Source organism: Caballeronia grimmiae (genome assembly GCF_022879615.1).
GTDB lineage: Bacteria > Pseudomonadota > Gammaproteobacteria > Burkholderiales > Burkholderiaceae > Caballeronia > Caballeronia grimmiae.
In genome coordinates this window covers 620,119-634,327 of record NZ_CP084272.1, presented here as the reverse complement: position 1 = coordinate 634,327, position 14,209 = coordinate 620,119, and the positions used below count along the sequence as shown (strand labels likewise).

Genomic DNA, 14,209 nt, shown 5'->3' with positions numbered 1-14,209 from the left:
CGTGAGCGCGCGCACGGACAGAGGCCAGCGAAGCCTCACGAGCTCCATCCTCGAGCGCAATGCGCGGGTGGTCGTCTTTCATCCGGACGACGACGACGGGCTGACGCTCACCAATCACCTCAGACGCATGGGTTTCGACGTCGAGCGATGCTGGCCGCCGACGGACACGCTGCCCGAAAAAACCGATCTCGTGTTTCGCGCATTGCTGCCCGAGGAACGCGCGCCGAAGGGCGAATGGTCCGGGCCGGACGCGCCGCCCGTCATTTGCGTGGTGGCCTACGAGAATCCGACCTTCATCGATCAGGCCATCAAGATGGGATGCGACGGCATCGTCACGACGCCGATCCGCGCATCGGGTCTGCTGTCCACGGTGGTGATGGCGCTCTATCACGCGAAGCGCGCCCGCCAGCACGTGCAGCGCATCGCGAAACTCGAACAGAAGCTGCTCGACAGCCGGCACTTGCAGGAAGCCAAGAACATTTTGATGACGATGCATCGCGTGAGCGAGCGCGAAGCGTATGACATGTTGCGCGCGCAGGCGATGGAAAAGCGCGTGACCATCGACGATATCTGCCACTCGGTCATCCAGGCGGGGGAAGTACTGCAGATTGCACGCGGCATGCCGCCGGAGGATGGCCGCGAGAAGGGATGAGCGCCGCCGCGCGGCCGCGTTTTCGAATCATCGACATACAACGGAGCAACGGACATGGACCTGCAACTGAAGGGCTTGAAGGCGATCGTGACCGGCGGAACGAAGGGCATCGGCCTCGCGATCGCGCGGACACTGGCGGCAGAAGGCGCGGACGTGGCCATTTGCGCACGCGACGAAGCGGCTGTCCGGTCGACCGCGAGCGCACTGGCGCAACTGAGCGGCGCGCGGGCGTCGGGTGAGCGCGTCGATGTCTCGGATGGCGCTGCGTTGAAGGCGTGGGTCGGGCGCGTCGGGGCGGAGTGGGGCGGGCTCGATATCGTCGTGGCCAACGTCAGCGCGCTCGCAATCGGCAACGACATCGAATCGTGGCGCAAGGAGTTCGAAACGGATCTACTCGGCACGGTCAATCTGGTCGATGCCGCCATGCCGTATCTCACATCGAGCAAGGCCGCTTCCATCGTCGCGATCTCCAGCGTCTCGGGGCGCGAGATCGACTTCGCGGCCGGACCTTATGGCGTATTCAAGGCGGCGCTCGTGCATTACATGCAGGGTCTCGCGAATCAACTGGCGTCGAAGGGCATCCGCGCGAACACGGTCTCGCCGGGCAACGTGTATTTCGAAGGCGGCGTGTGGGACTGGATCGAGCATAACGATGCGGCGCTGTTCGAACGGGCGCTGGCATTGAACCCGACGGGCCGCATGGGCACGCCGCAGGAGATCGCCAATGCGGTGGCCTTCGTCGCGAGTCCGGCGGCGAGCTTCGTGAGCGGCGCGAACATCGTCGTCGATGGTGCGCTCACGCGCGGCGTGCAGCTTTGAGAAACAGGTCAACTCGACAAGGGGCATCGAATGAATACTGGCAGCGCAATGGACATCGATCTGGCGGAGCTCACGGTCGAAGCCGTGCAGGAAGGCTTTCGGACCGGCAGCTTCACGGCGGAGCAATTGGCGCGCGCCTGCTTCGAGCGGATCGAGCGCTACAACGCGAAGTACAACGCGCTGATCTTTTTGAATCCGGCCGCCATCGACGATGCGCGCCGGATCGACGAGCGGCGCGCAGCCGGCGAAACGCTGGGGCCGCTCGCTGGCGTGCCGGTCGTCATCAAGGATCCGATGGACATGGTCGGCTTCCCGACCACTGCGGGATGGGCGAAGCTGTACAGCAAGACAGGCGGCGTCGACCTGATGCCCGAGCGCGATGCGCCGGTCGTCGCGCGGATGCGGCGAGCGGGCGCGATCCTGCTCGGCAAGACGAACGTTCCCATCCTGAGCCATACCGGTTCGCACGCGAACGACAGTTGGGCGGGTCCCACGATCAACGTCGCGATGCCGGACCGCGTGCCGGGCGGCAGCAGCGCGGGGACGGCCTCGGCGGTGGCAGCAGGCATGGCGGTGCTCGGACTCGCGGAAGAGACGGGCGGCTCGATTCAGAATCCCGCATCGGCGCAGGATCTGGTCGGCATCAAGCCGACGATCGGGCTGGTGCCGAACGCGGGTGTCGTGCCGTTGTCGGCCAATCGCGATGTCGTCGGGCCGATCGCCCGCAACGTGCGCGATGCCGCGCTGTGCCTCGACGCGCTGGCAGGCTATACGAGCGAAGATCCCAAGACGCTCGCGAGCGTCGGCCGGCAACCGGAAGGCGGCTATGGGGCCGCGCTGGACCGCAACGCGCTGAACGGCAAGCGCATCGGCCTGTATGGCCCGGGCTGGCGCGCACAGCCGCTCTCCGATGAAGCGGCGGCGCTCTATGAGCGCGTCAAAGGCGAACTGATTGCGCTCGGTGCGACGCTCGTCGACGATCCGTTCGGAGGGTCGGGATTCGCCGAACTGCGCGAGCCGACTCCGCCTTTGAAGAATTTCGATGCGCGCGGTCTCGAATCCATTCCTTACGATCTCGAGAAGTACCTTCAGCGGTTGGGCAAGCACGCTGCGCTCAAGACCTTTGCCGAGTTCGCCGAGGCAACGCAGGACGAAGACGCATTCGCACCGCAAGGCGTGCTGCGCTACATGCATAGCTTGCGGGACTTCGGGGCGGCGCTTGCCAATCCGTCGCTGCCGCCGGAGATGCCCGAGTTCGTGGAACTCAAGGCGCGCTATCTGCGTATCTTCGAGCAGGTGTTCGATGAGCAGCGGCTCGATGCGTTGGTCTTTCCGCAGATGCGGTGCGAGCTTCCGCCGCTGCACGGCAACGACACGATCCAGGAGACGACGGTAGGCGAGATCAACATCGCGGGGCTGCCTGGCATCGCGGTGCCGGCGGGATATTACGAGTCGGGAGCGCCGTTCGGACTGATCTTCGTGGGCCGGCAGTGGGATGAAGCGGCCTTGCTCGGGTTAGCTTTCGCGTATGAATGTGGCGCTGGCAGGCGGAAGGCGCCGGCGCTGGATTGAATCTGGTCTGGAACTCGGGGCTCGTCTCGGAGCAAGTCGTTTGTCGACGAGCGGGGCTGACGTACGCGGGTTGCCGCACGCGATGCGCCCGGCCGCGCGCCGAGGCATTCGCCGTGTTTCGACGAAGGCACGCGTGTGCGTGAAGGATGTCGAGATGGTCGGGAAGAAGCAACTGGTGGACGTTCTCTGCGCCGCCGACGTCTAACAGGAGGCGTCGGCGCGCCGGGATGGCGCAGGCGTTGGCGCTCAATTCCCGCATTATGTTGTCGCCGGCACCTGCTCGAACATGATTTCGATGGCGGTACAAGGACAGAAGCTGGTCTCGTCGTGACGCTGGCTTGGTGCTCTGGTTTGATGTTCGGAATGACGCGGGCAAGCCACGGCAAGGCAGGCGCTATTCGGATCTCAAGCTGAGGTCGTGGGGAGGCGTTGGTCGGGGGCGCAGGTCGAGTAAGTGGTCTTGCGATCGCGTGGAGACGTCTCGTAGTTGACATAACACGGATTAGCGCAGTTTTGATTTGTAGCGGCTGTATCCTAATGTCGTGTTCTGGCTATTTACAGATGTCGGGGTTTGCGCCGGTGGCAAGCTGGCGGCTGACCGTTCAGCGGGAGCGCCGCCATGTCACCGAACCCGACAGTGAGTCTGACCATGCGCGAATGGGATCGATTGAAGGTGATCGAGGCGGTCGTCCAGACGGGTTTGAAGCCCGGACGCGCCGCCGTGCGTCTGGGCCTGACGGTGCGCCAGGTCGAGCGGCTGGTGTGGCGCTATCGTGAGCACGGAGCACTAGGCGTGGCGTCGGGCAAGCGTGGCCGACCGGGCAATCGCAAGCTGGACGACGTTCTGGCGCAGCGCGCCGTGAACATCATTCGGGAGCGCTACGCCGACTTTGGCCCGACCCTGGCCCGCGAGAAGCTCGTCGAGTGTCACGGCATTCGGCTGGCGAAGGAAACGGTGCGCCAGTTGATGATCAACGCGGCACTGTGGGTGCCCAGACGCCAGCGTCCGCCCAAGGTCCATCAGCCCCGCGCGCGCCGCTCGTGCCTGGGCGAGCTGATCCAGATTGACGGCTGCGAGCATCGCTGGTTCGAGGACCGGGCGCCACAATGCACGCTGCTGGTGTATGTGGATGACGCCACGAGCCGTCTGATGCTGCTGCATTTCACGCGCAGCGAGTCGACTTTCAGCTACTTCGAGGCGACGCGCGCGTACATCGAGCGCCATGGCAAGCCGAGTGCGTTCTACAGCGACAAGTTCACGGTGTTTCGCAACGCGACGGCGGGCAAGACCGGCCACAGCACGACACAGTTTGGCCGGGCGATGTACGAACTGAACATCGATACCTTCTGCGCCAACTCGAGCCCGGCCAAGGGTCGCGTGGAGCGCGCGCATCTGACCTTGCAGGATCGGCTCGTGAAGGAGTTGCGCCTGCGCGGCATCAATACGGTGGAGCAAGCCAACGCCTATGCGCCGGTCTTCATGGCCGACTACAACGCGCGCTTTGCCAAGCCCCCGAGAAGCGGCTATGACATGCATCGGCCGCTGCGCGCCGACGAGCGTCTGGAACGGGTGCTGACCTGGCGTGAGGCGCGCCGGGTCACCAAGGCGCTCACGGTGCAGTACGACCGCGTGCTGTATTTGCTGGAGGACACCGACGCGAACCGCGCGCTGATTCATCGGGATATCGAGGTGTGGGAGTACCCAGACGGACGCACGGAGTTGCGGGCCGGTGATCGCGTGCTGGTGTGCCGGCAGTACGACCGGCTCACCGAGGTCGATCAAGGCGCGATCGTCGAGTGCAAGCGTCTGGCGCACGTTCTCGAGTTGGCGCAGGAGGTGCAGGCCGAGCGCGACAACCGCAGTATCGGCACGGCGCCCTCGCGCGCGCATCGGGGCGCGGCGGTACGCACGCCACGACGCGCATTCGGCACGAAGAAACCGCGCGAGCTCACGCAACGGGATCTGGAGGCGACGATGCTGGCGCTGCACGAACGCAAACGCGGCGCAAGGTCAGTAAAGAGCAGTCCGGCGGTCAGCAAGCGGTGACGTCCATGCACCCGCGCCCTGCCCGTTCACGCCTCATGCTGCAACGCTGCGTGAGCGTGAAACCCGAGAACAGAGACGACATCTGTATTTAGCCGGCGCTACGACATTTCTATCTGGCCATGACATTTGTTGTAGGTCCCAAGTTCAAATATCGTGTTTCTGCCAAGTAGAGATGTCGCGCTCGCCGAACCGAATCGTATCTCCCAGGCCGGCGAACGCATCGCCGGCCCGATGCCTCGAACTAAGCCTTCCTCCACGGCCCAGCCGGCGCACGCACCGTGATAACCGGCTGCGGCGCTGGCGCATACGTCTCCTTGCAGACGCTCTCGCACAACGCAATCACTCGCGCAGAACTCGCTGGATTGAACAGCGAATGATCGATATCGCCGAAGGTCATCACACGCACGCTCTTGTAACGCGCGAGCCGCGTGCCGAGCTTGCCGCAATGTGCCGCAAGCACATCCAGACCCGCGTCATAGCTCCCATAGACAAGCACCGTCTTCACCCCTTTAGCGTCCAGCGTTCGGGCGATGCTCTGAGGCGTCGTCGCCTGTTCCGGCGGCGTATGACTCAGACTGTCGAGCCTGAATGCATCAGCGATGCGCGAACGCGCACGCGTCGTCACATAGTTGCCGATAAAGCCAAGCACCCGCAAAAGGTTCTTGTCGCCGCGCAGGATCGCTTTCCATTTATCCAGTTCGAACATCGACGCTGCGTAACCGGCCATTGAGTTGCGCGTCGATTCACGCATCGCTTCAGCCGTCTTGTTTTCTGGCTGCTTGAACGTGGGGATATTCACTGCGACCACACCGGTGATAGCCGTTTCGATCACCGCGGCCTTGAGCGCGTGATATCCGCCCGAGCAGATGCCGAACGAAACGATCGACTTATAGCCCTGACGCGATAACCATCGTGCCGCAGCAGCCGTGTCTTGTGTCGCTACCGAGTTATATATGCGGTGATACGGCGTGTCTGATTGCGCGATGCCCGGCACAGCGGGACTGTCGCCACGGCCGCGCGCATCGAAACGCAACGAAGCGATGCCGCGTCTCGCCAGATCCCGCGCAATACGCACGGACAATCTACTGTCGCCGACTCGCGAGCTCGACGAAGTATTCGCAAGCAAGTACACCGCGTTGCGCGACGCTGCCAGGCGCGGCTCACACAGAATGCCAAAGATGCCCTCCTCGCCGATGCAAACCGGCCGCTCGATCGCTTCGGGCGTTTCAATGCACAAGTCTTCTTCAGGCCACGGCGAAAATGCCTTGACCGGTTGGCGAGGCTGATCTTCCGCGATCCATTCGACGACTTTGGCGAACGCTGCATGCGGCGTAACCGTGAACGCCGATTCCTGAATGAAGCCCGTCACGTCATCGAAGACTTGCGACTGTGCATCGACGCCCGCTTGGACGAGCGCATCGCGCAGCGGATCTTTCGAGCCGATTCGTCCGTGCATCAGCAACGCGCGGCGCGCAGGTGCAACGCGCGCGTATTTGACGCTCGCCGCCAGATCGATGGATTCGAGCGAACGTTTGAGATCGTCGCCGTACGCCTGACCGAGCACATTGAGCGGTCCGTCCTGCGGTTGTATTTCACGAAGCGGCGCCGCGAGCTGGTCGAGCCACGTCTTGCGCGTCACGCTCAACTCGCGCATGTAAGTGCGTCCGCTGACGACAGGCGCAAGCAGCACGAGATCATCGACGGGACGCTTTAGCGCCGCCTCCACCGCGAACGCCGTGCCGACGCGGAAGCCGCATAGCGTGACGTGCTCGATGCCCGTTTGCGCCCTGAGAAAATCGACGGCGGCGCCGATATCTTCGATTGAAGATTCATACTGTCCCGGCTCTGCATCTTCACCGCACGAGTCCCCGGTGCCGCGATAGTCGAAACGCAACACCCAAACGCCACGCGCTGCGAGCGCTTCCGCAAGCACACGCATGCCGCTATAGGTCCATACATATTCGTGGCCGTATGTATTGCACAGCACCACGCCGCGCTTGCTGGCCCCCGCATGCAGCCATCCGAAACGACTGCCGAATACCACCGGTTTCATTGTTATGTCCTCGTCTCTGGCGGCGTACAAAGTAAGGGATGCCCCCGCTCCCTCTGCCTTGACTTTGCGCGCAATCGGGAATGACGCGATGCATTCCCGACGCCTAACCCGCCTTCCGAAATGAAAGCGATCGGCGGGCTATTCCGTGCAATGATAGGAATCGAGACGGCCTTTCAAAGTCGCCTTGCCAACATAGCGGCATAAACGACGATTGAATCGTTAACGAAGCGACTCGTTTTTTCTGGTTGATTCGAGCAAGACCGATACGCAGGCGCGTACTTGCAAGCGCGTATGTGCGCTTGCTAACGCGCCGCGCAGTGAAGCATAAGCGCAATCGTCTCAGGCGAATGCACAGTTCTGATTGAGCAGGACGGAAGTGGCTTCCGCAACGCCGCCGAGGCCCGTCCCAGTCACGCGGCGATGCTTACCGTCGCAGGTTGCTCGTCCGCTGCGCGGGCGTGGGCGTACACACGCGCCCGCTCACTCGCCACGAGCGCCTTCTTTCGGGCGAGCGTCTGTGGTTGATATTTGGGATCGCCCATCGTCTGAACGTATTCGCTGTGACGATAACGAAGATAACGCTGGAAAAACTCTGTGCCGGGTAGTCCGCTATCGAGCGCGAGAAGCACGCCATAATCAATATTGCGCAAATCGCCGAGCGTTTGCACGGCGGTTTCAAGTGCGGCATACCTTTGTACCAGTGGCACGCCTTTGTCACATAATGAATGAAAACGCTGATAGGTCAGCAATTGCCGATGAGACGCACAGCGTCGCAATGCTTTCGCAAGCCGTTGGCTCAGTTCCGTTTGCACGTTTCCTCCGCAAGGTCTCGGATTACAAGCGCAAAGCTTCCTCACGTCATTCGCCGTTCGAATGACGTCACTGTATATGTATGACACCTGCAAGAAGCCAGGAATAACGGCGACCCTGACCGTGCCCGTCGCCTGTGAAGAACCAAGCACGAGGTCAGGATCAGTGGGCGTGTTGTACACAATGCACGCCAGGCGCATTGCATCGGAAAGCGGTTGTTTCGCGCGAAAAGCGAGGTTCGAAACCGTTTGCGCGCCGCTCTTATGAGTACATGCTAGCAAACATACAGCATCAAACCAAGAAATGTTTGCTGTCTGACACTGCCATAGCTTTCAGGCACTTGAACAAGCGGAAGTTATTTCCAGCGGGCAGATCAGTCAAATCAGACGAGCGAGACCGGCGCTGGGAAAGAGAAGAGTAACGTGCCGACGCAGCGTGCTGAAGACGGCTAGACGAAATGGGCGGATATGAATTCCGCATCAATGAATGCGCCGCTTAAGCCTGGTTTAAGTGACAGCATCTAAAACTATACGGAAGGTTATTTCCATTTTGAATGCGTCCACGCGGATGATCAGACCGGGCAACGCCTTTAGCGCACGCAACGGCGTTTGAGGCGCAGGCGACGATCATCCACTTTGGCCCGGCAGTCCTGCCGGGCCTTTTTTCTTTAACGCTAAGCACTGAGAGCCGTCGATGCGCAGGAACTCAGTGCCCAAAATAGACAGATTGATTGCGGTCGTTCATCGGGCGCAATGCACGCATGCCGGCTGCCGAGGTCCCGCCGTTCGCGCCGCCGTATGCGCTTTCGTCGCCTTTCATTGCCCCGTTCTGCTGAGAAGCGCGGCGCTCGGCCGCTTGTACATCGTTCGGGTAAGTGGTGCGGTCTGACTGTGCAGGGTTATAGCCCGCGGCTTCCACCTGCCGCAGGTCCTGCTGCACTTGCGCACGCGTTACCGACGAATTGTCCTGAGCGAAACTCATTGCCGGCGCGAGCAGAATGGCAGCGGCGGCCACAGCTTTCACGAATGACTTCATGGCGAACCTCCGGTTTGCAAGGCAGCACGTCTTAAATACGTGCTTGCCCCAAACTTTCAGCATCGCTCGTGCCCACGCTTAGCATTTCTCGCGTTCGGCTTCCAGTAGCTTAACGAGCACATGCAGCATGCGATTAGCCGGCGTCGGGACGCCTAGCGCCTCTCCGCGACGTACGATCAATCCATTCAAGTGATCAATCTCACTGCGCTTGCCGCGCGCCATGTCCTGTGCAGTCGACGAATACTGATTGGGCATCGTCTGTGCGATCCCGCGCACTGCTGCATCCACGTCGCCGGGAATAATGACGCCATCGGCGTTCGCCACGGCGAGGCATTCGTCGACGACGTCGCGCATCACCCGAGTGACGCCCTCGCCCTGAACCAGGCGTCCATACGGCGTCTGTGCAATCGCTGATAGCGCGTTGTAAGCGCAGTTGAGGACGAGCTTCGCCCAAAGCGCGCCGCGCACATTGCCGGAGATTTCAGTGGGAACCGAGGCGGCCGACAGCGTGCGAGCCACGTCCTCGCTCATGCTCGAAGGCTCGATCACCAGTTCGCCCCTGCCGTGATGCCGGACATGCCCCGGCCCCGCCAGTTCCGTCGCTACATAAACGACGGCCGCGGCGACTTCCTGCGGCAACAGTTCACGCAAGCGTTCCGCGTTCTCGACGCCGTTTTGCAGCGACACCACGAGCGTCCGTTCATTCAGATACGGTTTGAGCGCAAGCGCCGCGCTGTCGGTATCCGTCGACTTCACGCAAAACAGCACGACATGCGCGCCTTCTGCAGCCGAAGGTTCGGTGCTTGCGGACAGACGCACGTGCTCGTCGAATGACTTGGTGTCGAGCCTCAGACCATCACGCTGAATGGCTTCTACATGTTGCGGCCGTGCAATCAGCACGACATCGTGACCCGCGCGAGCCAGCATGCCGCCGTAATAGCAGCCCACCGCGCCCGCACCCATTACCGCGAATTTCATAGCCTGTTCCTCGTAGCATCGTGACTGCATCGGCGGCATCAACAAGCGATGCCTTCATCCATGCGACGAGAAAATAACATAACGCTTGCCTCTGCACGCGTTGCGACGCCTGTCAGGCGCAAACGCTTGCGCAACGGACGATGCCCTTGCTTTGTGGGCGGACGCACGATAGTCAGTCGAATTCGCCGTGAACCATATTGTTAAACCTTAGCGCGGGACGATACGCTTGCTTCAGCGGATCGACGGGTGGTTTCCAACAATGGCCGACCGCTATGGGGCATGTGCTGCGCCGGTCCGATATTGGCAACGATTGTCGAACGGCGATCGCGGCACAGGAGACCAACTCACGACGCACCGAGGCGTCACATCAGGAAAAACAAAATGCGGCGCGGCCTGTCGACGGGCAACGCGCAGCCGAAGCGTGGGCGTTTTCACGAGAACAAAAAATGAACCATGGATATGAAGCATCGCTCGTCAAGCGCGTGGTCAATCAGCTTGTCGCGAGCATCGTCAACGGAGAATACAAAGACAATGTCCTGCCCCCACAAGTAATTCTCTCGAAGAAGCATGGCGTGTCCCGCACCATCATGCGCGAAGCATTGAGCGTCCTCATCTCGCGACGCATGCTCGATGTACGACCCAAGACAGGCACACGAATCAGGCCGGCAAGCGAGTGGCTGATCATCGATGCCGAAGTCGCCGAGTGGCGCCTGCGCGCCCTGCCCGAACCCGACTGCATGCGCCGGCTCATCCACTTCCGTTCACTTGTCGATCCTCCCGCCGCCGAGCTTGCCGCGACGCGTGCGAACCGGCATCAGCGCATCGGCATCAATGCAGCTTTTCAGCGGCTCGTGCATGCCTCGCCGTCCGAGGACTTGCAGTCTCAGGCAGAGGATGCATTGCTGATGACCATCATCGATGCAAGCGGCGATGAGATCTTGCGGCAGATGGGAAGCGTCGTGCGCGTGGGCCTCAGAGCGATGAAAGCGTCTTTGCGCGTGCAGCCGCATGCACTTGCGCGCGTCTCCGAATCGCAACTGAGCGACTATGGCCGCGTCGTGCGTGCAATCGATACAGCCGATGGCGGCGGCGCTCGTCTCGCGATGTCGCAAGTGCTCGGGCGTGCGTCGATGTGGGTGGAAGAACCGGTTTGAGCGCGTCGAGCACGCCAATTAAAATCAATGACTACAATGTTCGAGTGTCCTGACTGGCCGTAACGCGCTTTGCAACGCAATGACGGAGGCAACGATGGCGGAACTCGACAAGGAAGAGGTCGTTGGCGTATTGAACCGGATTCTCGAATCCGAACTCGCTGGCGTCGTGCGCTATACGCATTATTCGTTTCTCGTGTTCGGCTTCGGCCGCATTCCGATCGTGTCATGGCTGCGCGCGCAGGCGGACGAATCGCTGACGCATGCGCATCAGGCGGGCGAATGGATCACGACGCTAGGCGCTTATCCGTCGCTGGAAATCGGCCCGCTTCTCGACAATCACACATTCGACATCGCGACGATTCTGCGCGAATCACTGCAAGCGGAAAACGTTGCGCTCGACCTGTATCGCCAATTGCTCAAGCTCGTTGAGGATCGTTCGGTGGCGCTGGAGGAATACGCGCGGCAAATGATTCAGACCGAAGAAATGCATGCCGGCGAGGTCGACAAGATGCTGCGGCGCCCCGGCGAAGTCGAAACGTCGCCCGAGAGACGAAACGGGCATGTGTAAAAGAAAGCGCGCAGCCCTAGGACGGACAGCGCGCTTTCAGAAACACAACGAGCTTACTTGGGCTGCGCCACCGTGCGCAGATAAGGCTTGAGCGTCTTGAAGCCTTCCGGATACTTCTTCTTTGCGTCTTCGTCGGATACGGACGTCGGAATGATCACGTCTTCGCCCGGCTTCCAGTTCACAGGCGTCGCAACCGTATGCTTCGCGTTCAGTTGCATCGCATCGAGCAGGCGCAGCACTTCGTCGAAATTGCGGCCCGCGCTCATCGGATAAGTGAAGGTCGCCTTGATCTTCTTGTCCGGGCCGATGATGAACACCGCGCGAATGGTTGCATTGTCGACAGCAGTACGCGGGCCGCCGCCGCTCGCGTTCGGATGGATCATGTCGTAAAGCTTGGCCACGTTGAGGTCCGCATCGCCGATCATCGGATAGTTCACGGCTGCGCCCTGCGTTTCCTCGATGTCCTTCGCCCACTTCGAATGGTTATCCACGGGATCGATGGACAGCCCGATGATCTTCGTATTGCGCTTGTCGAACTCCGGCTTCAGCTTCGCCATGTAACCGAGTTCCGTAGTGCAGACCGGCGTGAAGTCCTTCGGGTGCGAGAAAAGAATCGCCCATTGGTCGCCAATCCATTCATGAAACCGGATCTGGCCTTGCGTGGTCTCTGCGGTGAAATCGGGGGCTTCGTCACCAATACGGATGGACATATTTGATCTCCACGTTGAAATGTAATCGGAGAGCGTTCCGCGCCGTTGCGAAACGGATTCCGGCTGTGAGAGCGCAACAGACAAGCCGATTATAGTGCGCCGCGACCGCCCGGCGGACCGGCTTGCGAATTTCCCCGCTGGCGAGAGGGTCAGGGGCATAAGAAATGCTGGCGCGAACGGGCGTTCAGCGCAGACGCCTCGTGTAAGCTCGTATTCCTCGGGGAAATCTGCTATCACGGAACAGCGTTTATCTCGACAGCCAGCGGCTGTCACCTAGGAGGCGATCGTGAGCGTCATGCGAAAAAAATCCGTTGCTGCGCTGCAAAGCGAGGCGGCAGAAACCGATGAGGTGCTTCAGGAAACGCATGGCGGACATGCACTGAAACGTTCGCTGTCTTCGCTCGATGTCACCTTGCTCGGCATCGGATGCATCATCGGCGCGGGGATTTTCGTGCTGACGGGTCACGCGGCGGCGACGAATGCGGGCCCCGCGATCAGCATTTCGTTCGTCCTCGGCGCAATCGTATGCGCGCTCGCCGGGCTCTGCTACGCGGAGATGGCATCGACGGTGCCGGTGTCCGGCAGCGCCTATACCTATGCATATGCCACGATGGGCGAACTGATCGCCTGGCTCATCGGCTGGGATCTGATACTCGAATATGCGGTTGGCGCAACGACGGTCGCGATCGGCTGGTCAGGGTATGTGGTGAGCTTTCTACATTCTTTGCATATCGATATACCCCCGCAATTGTCTCAGGCTCCCTTCGCTTACGAACCGGGCAAGGGATGGAGTCACGCGGGCGCGATTCTCAACGTGCCCGCAATGGTGATCGTCGGGCTCATCACGATGTTGCTTGTCGTCGGCATTCGCGAATCGGCGCGCGTGAACAGCATCATCGTGGTGATCAAAGTGCTGATCGTGCTCGCGTTCATCGCGGCGGGCATCGGATATGTCGATACAAGTCACTGGGTGACGGCGAGCAATCCGACTGGCGCATTCATTCCACCGAATACGGGCGAATCCGGTGTGTTCGGCATGAGCGGCGTCTTGCGCGGCGCGGCGGTGGTTTTCTTCGCGTACATCGGTTTCGATTCCGTTTCTTGCGTGGCGCAGGAAACACGCAATCCAAGACGCGACATGCCTATCGGCCTGCTCGGTTCGCTTACGATCTGCACGATCCTGTATGTGCTCGTCTCGTACGTACTGACCGGCATCGTGTCCTATGACAAGCTGAACGTCGCCGACCCCATCGCTGTTGGTGTCGATGCAATCGGCATGCGCTGGCTTTCGCCCATCGTCAAGCTCGGCGCCATTTTCGGCCTGACTTCGGTGATTCTCGTACTGCTGCTCAGCCAGCCGCGCATCTTTTATTCGATGGCGAGAGACGGCTTGCTCCCGCCGTTCGCTTCCAAGATTCATCCGCGTTTTCATACGCCGTACATCACCACCATCGTGACTGGATTCATCGTAATGATTCTGGCCGGCTTGCTGCCGATCGGTCTCGTCGGTGAACTCGTCAGCATCGGCACGTTGTTCGCATTCGCGGTCGTCTGCATCGGCGTGCTCGTCTTGCGCATCACACAGCCGGAACTCAAGCGCGCATTCAAGACGCCTGCCGTATTCATCGTCGCTCCGCTCGGCGCGCTTTCATCGGTCTTTCTGATGACGGGATTGCCTGCCGATACGTGGATACGTCTTATCGTATGGATGGCCATCGGCATCGTCATTTACTTCGTCTACGGCATCCGCCACAGCAGACTGCGGGACGCGCGACAGACGCCGCGGGGCCACACTGCGAGAAATTGACGAT

12 protein-coding genes are annotated in these 14,209 nt (G+C 61.0%); 7 read left to right on the top strand and 5 right to left on the bottom strand.

What is annotated here, in order from left to right; all coding sequences use genetic code 11:
* Position 1: 1 nt before the first annotated feature.
* The 4 genes from LDZ21_RS16530 (at position 2) to LDZ21_RS16515 (ending at position 5,090) form a co-directional block, all read left to right on the top strand.
* On the top strand, positions 2 to 652 hold the full coding sequence (locus LDZ21_RS16530; RefSeq protein WP_244794881.1) for an ANTAR domain-containing response regulator: 651 nt from the start codon (positions 2 to 4) through the stop codon (positions 650 to 652).
* Between the two features lie 54 nt (positions 653 to 706).
* The gene (locus LDZ21_RS16525; RefSeq protein ID WP_035963709.1) at positions 707 to 1,471 is read left to right on the top strand and encodes an SDR family NAD(P)-dependent oxidoreductase; all 765 of its coding nucleotides are present in this window, start codon (positions 707 to 709) and stop codon (positions 1,469 to 1,471) included.
* Positions 1,472 to 1,501: 30 nt separating this feature from the next.
* Positions 1,502 to 3,043 carry an amidase gene (locus tag LDZ21_RS16520; RefSeq protein ID WP_244794880.1) on the top strand — a complete coding sequence of 514 codons (1,542 nt, stop codon included), beginning with the start codon at positions 1,502 to 1,504 and terminating at the stop codon, positions 3,041 to 3,043.
* A gap of 619 nt (positions 3,044 to 3,662) precedes the next feature.
* Entirely contained in the window at positions 3,663 to 5,090 is a 1,428-nt protein-coding gene (locus LDZ21_RS16515) for an ISNCY family transposase (RefSeq protein ID WP_244794879.1), read from the top strand.
* Between the two features lie 241 nt (positions 5,091 to 5,331).
* Here the strand turns inward: LDZ21_RS16515 and LDZ21_RS16510 are convergent, their stop codons facing one another.
* From LDZ21_RS16510 to LDZ21_RS16495, 4 genes are all read right to left on the bottom strand, one after another.
* Positions 5,332 to 7,143 (bottom strand): alpha/beta hydrolase, encoded by a 1,812-nt coding sequence (locus LDZ21_RS16510; RefSeq protein WP_244794878.1) that lies wholly within the window; start codon positions 7,141 to 7,143, stop codon positions 5,332 to 5,334.
* Between the two features lie 410 nt (positions 7,144 to 7,553).
* Positions 7,554 to 7,955, bottom strand: coding sequence for a hypothetical protein (locus LDZ21_RS16505; RefSeq protein WP_244794877.1), 402 nt, complete (start codon positions 7,953 to 7,955; stop codon positions 7,554 to 7,556).
* Positions 7,956 to 8,658: 703 nt separating this feature from the next.
* On the bottom strand, positions 8,659 to 9,051 hold the full coding sequence (locus LDZ21_RS16500) for a DUF4148 domain-containing protein (RefSeq protein WP_309775481.1): 393 nt from the start codon (positions 9,049 to 9,051) through the stop codon (positions 8,659 to 8,661).
* A 15-nt stretch (positions 9,052 to 9,066) separates the two neighbouring features.
* A complete protein-coding gene (locus LDZ21_RS16495; protein WP_244794876.1) occupies positions 9,067 to 9,966 on the bottom strand; it encodes a ketopantoate reductase family protein in 900 nt (299 codons plus the stop codon).
* A 446-nt stretch (positions 9,967 to 10,412) separates the two neighbouring features.
* On the opposite strand from LDZ21_RS16495, the gene LDZ21_RS16490 reads away from it, so the two are divergent.
* Positions 10,413 to 11,120 carry a FadR/GntR family transcriptional regulator gene (locus LDZ21_RS16490; protein ID WP_244794875.1) on the top strand — a complete coding sequence of 236 codons (708 nt, stop codon included), beginning with the start codon at positions 10,413 to 10,415 and terminating at the stop codon, positions 11,118 to 11,120.
* A gap of 94 nt (positions 11,121 to 11,214) precedes the next feature.
* Positions 11,215 to 11,688: a ferritin-like domain-containing protein gene (locus tag LDZ21_RS16485; RefSeq protein WP_244794874.1), complete on the top strand. Its 474-nt coding sequence runs from the start codon at positions 11,215 to 11,217 to the stop codon at positions 11,686 to 11,688.
* 53 nt (positions 11,689 to 11,741) lie between these two features.
* Here LDZ21_RS16485 and LDZ21_RS16480 read toward each other — a convergent pair whose 3' ends face one another.
* Positions 11,742 to 12,398 (bottom strand): peroxiredoxin, encoded by a 657-nt coding sequence (locus tag LDZ21_RS16480; protein ID WP_244794873.1) that lies wholly within the window; start codon positions 12,396 to 12,398, stop codon positions 11,742 to 11,744.
* Positions 12,399 to 12,693: 295 nt separating this feature from the next.
* Here LDZ21_RS16480 and LDZ21_RS16475 point away from each other — a divergent pair, with 295 nt between their 5' ends.
* Positions 12,694 to 14,205 carry an amino acid permease gene (locus LDZ21_RS16475; RefSeq protein WP_244795883.1) on the top strand — a complete coding sequence of 504 codons (1,512 nt, stop codon included), beginning with the start codon at positions 12,694 to 12,696 and terminating at the stop codon, positions 14,203 to 14,205.
* Positions 14,206 to 14,209: the final 4 nt, after the last annotated feature.

What these genes read in the sequence shown, in the direction of transcription:
- LDZ21_RS16520 (WP_244794880.1), top strand. Translation starts at nt 1,502, where the DNA reads ATGAATACTGGCAGCGCAATGGACATCGATCTGGCGGAGCTCACGGTC.
- LDZ21_RS16500 (WP_309775481.1), bottom strand. Translation starts at nt 9,051, where the DNA reads ATGCTGAAAGTTTGGGGCAAGCACGTATTTAAGACGTGCTGCCTTGCA.
- LDZ21_RS16525 (WP_035963709.1), top strand. Translation starts at nt 707, where the DNA reads ATGGACCTGCAACTGAAGGGCTTGAAGGCGATCGTGACCGGCGGAACG.
- LDZ21_RS16480 (WP_244794873.1), bottom strand. Translation starts at nt 12,398, where the DNA reads ATGTCCATCCGTATTGGTGACGAAGCCCCCGATTTCACCGCAGAGACC.
- LDZ21_RS16475 (WP_244795883.1), top strand. Translation starts at nt 12,694, where the DNA reads ATGCGAAAAAAATCCGTTGCTGCGCTGCAAAGCGAGGCGGCAGAAACC.
- LDZ21_RS16510 (WP_244794878.1), bottom strand. Translation starts at nt 7,143, where the DNA reads ATGAAACCGGTGGTATTCGGCAGTCGTTTCGGATGGCTGCATGCGGGG.
- LDZ21_RS16495 (WP_244794876.1), bottom strand. Translation starts at nt 9,966, where the DNA reads ATGAAATTCGCGGTAATGGGTGCGGGCGCGGTGGGCTGCTATTACGGC.
- LDZ21_RS16490 (WP_244794875.1), top strand. Translation starts at nt 10,413, where the DNA reads ATGAACCATGGATATGAAGCATCGCTCGTCAAGCGCGTGGTCAATCAG.
- LDZ21_RS16515 (WP_244794879.1), top strand. Translation starts at nt 3,663, where the DNA reads ATGTCACCGAACCCGACAGTGAGTCTGACCATGCGCGAATGGGATCGA.
- LDZ21_RS16485 (WP_244794874.1), top strand. Translation starts at nt 11,215, where the DNA reads ATGGCGGAACTCGACAAGGAAGAGGTCGTTGGCGTATTGAACCGGATT.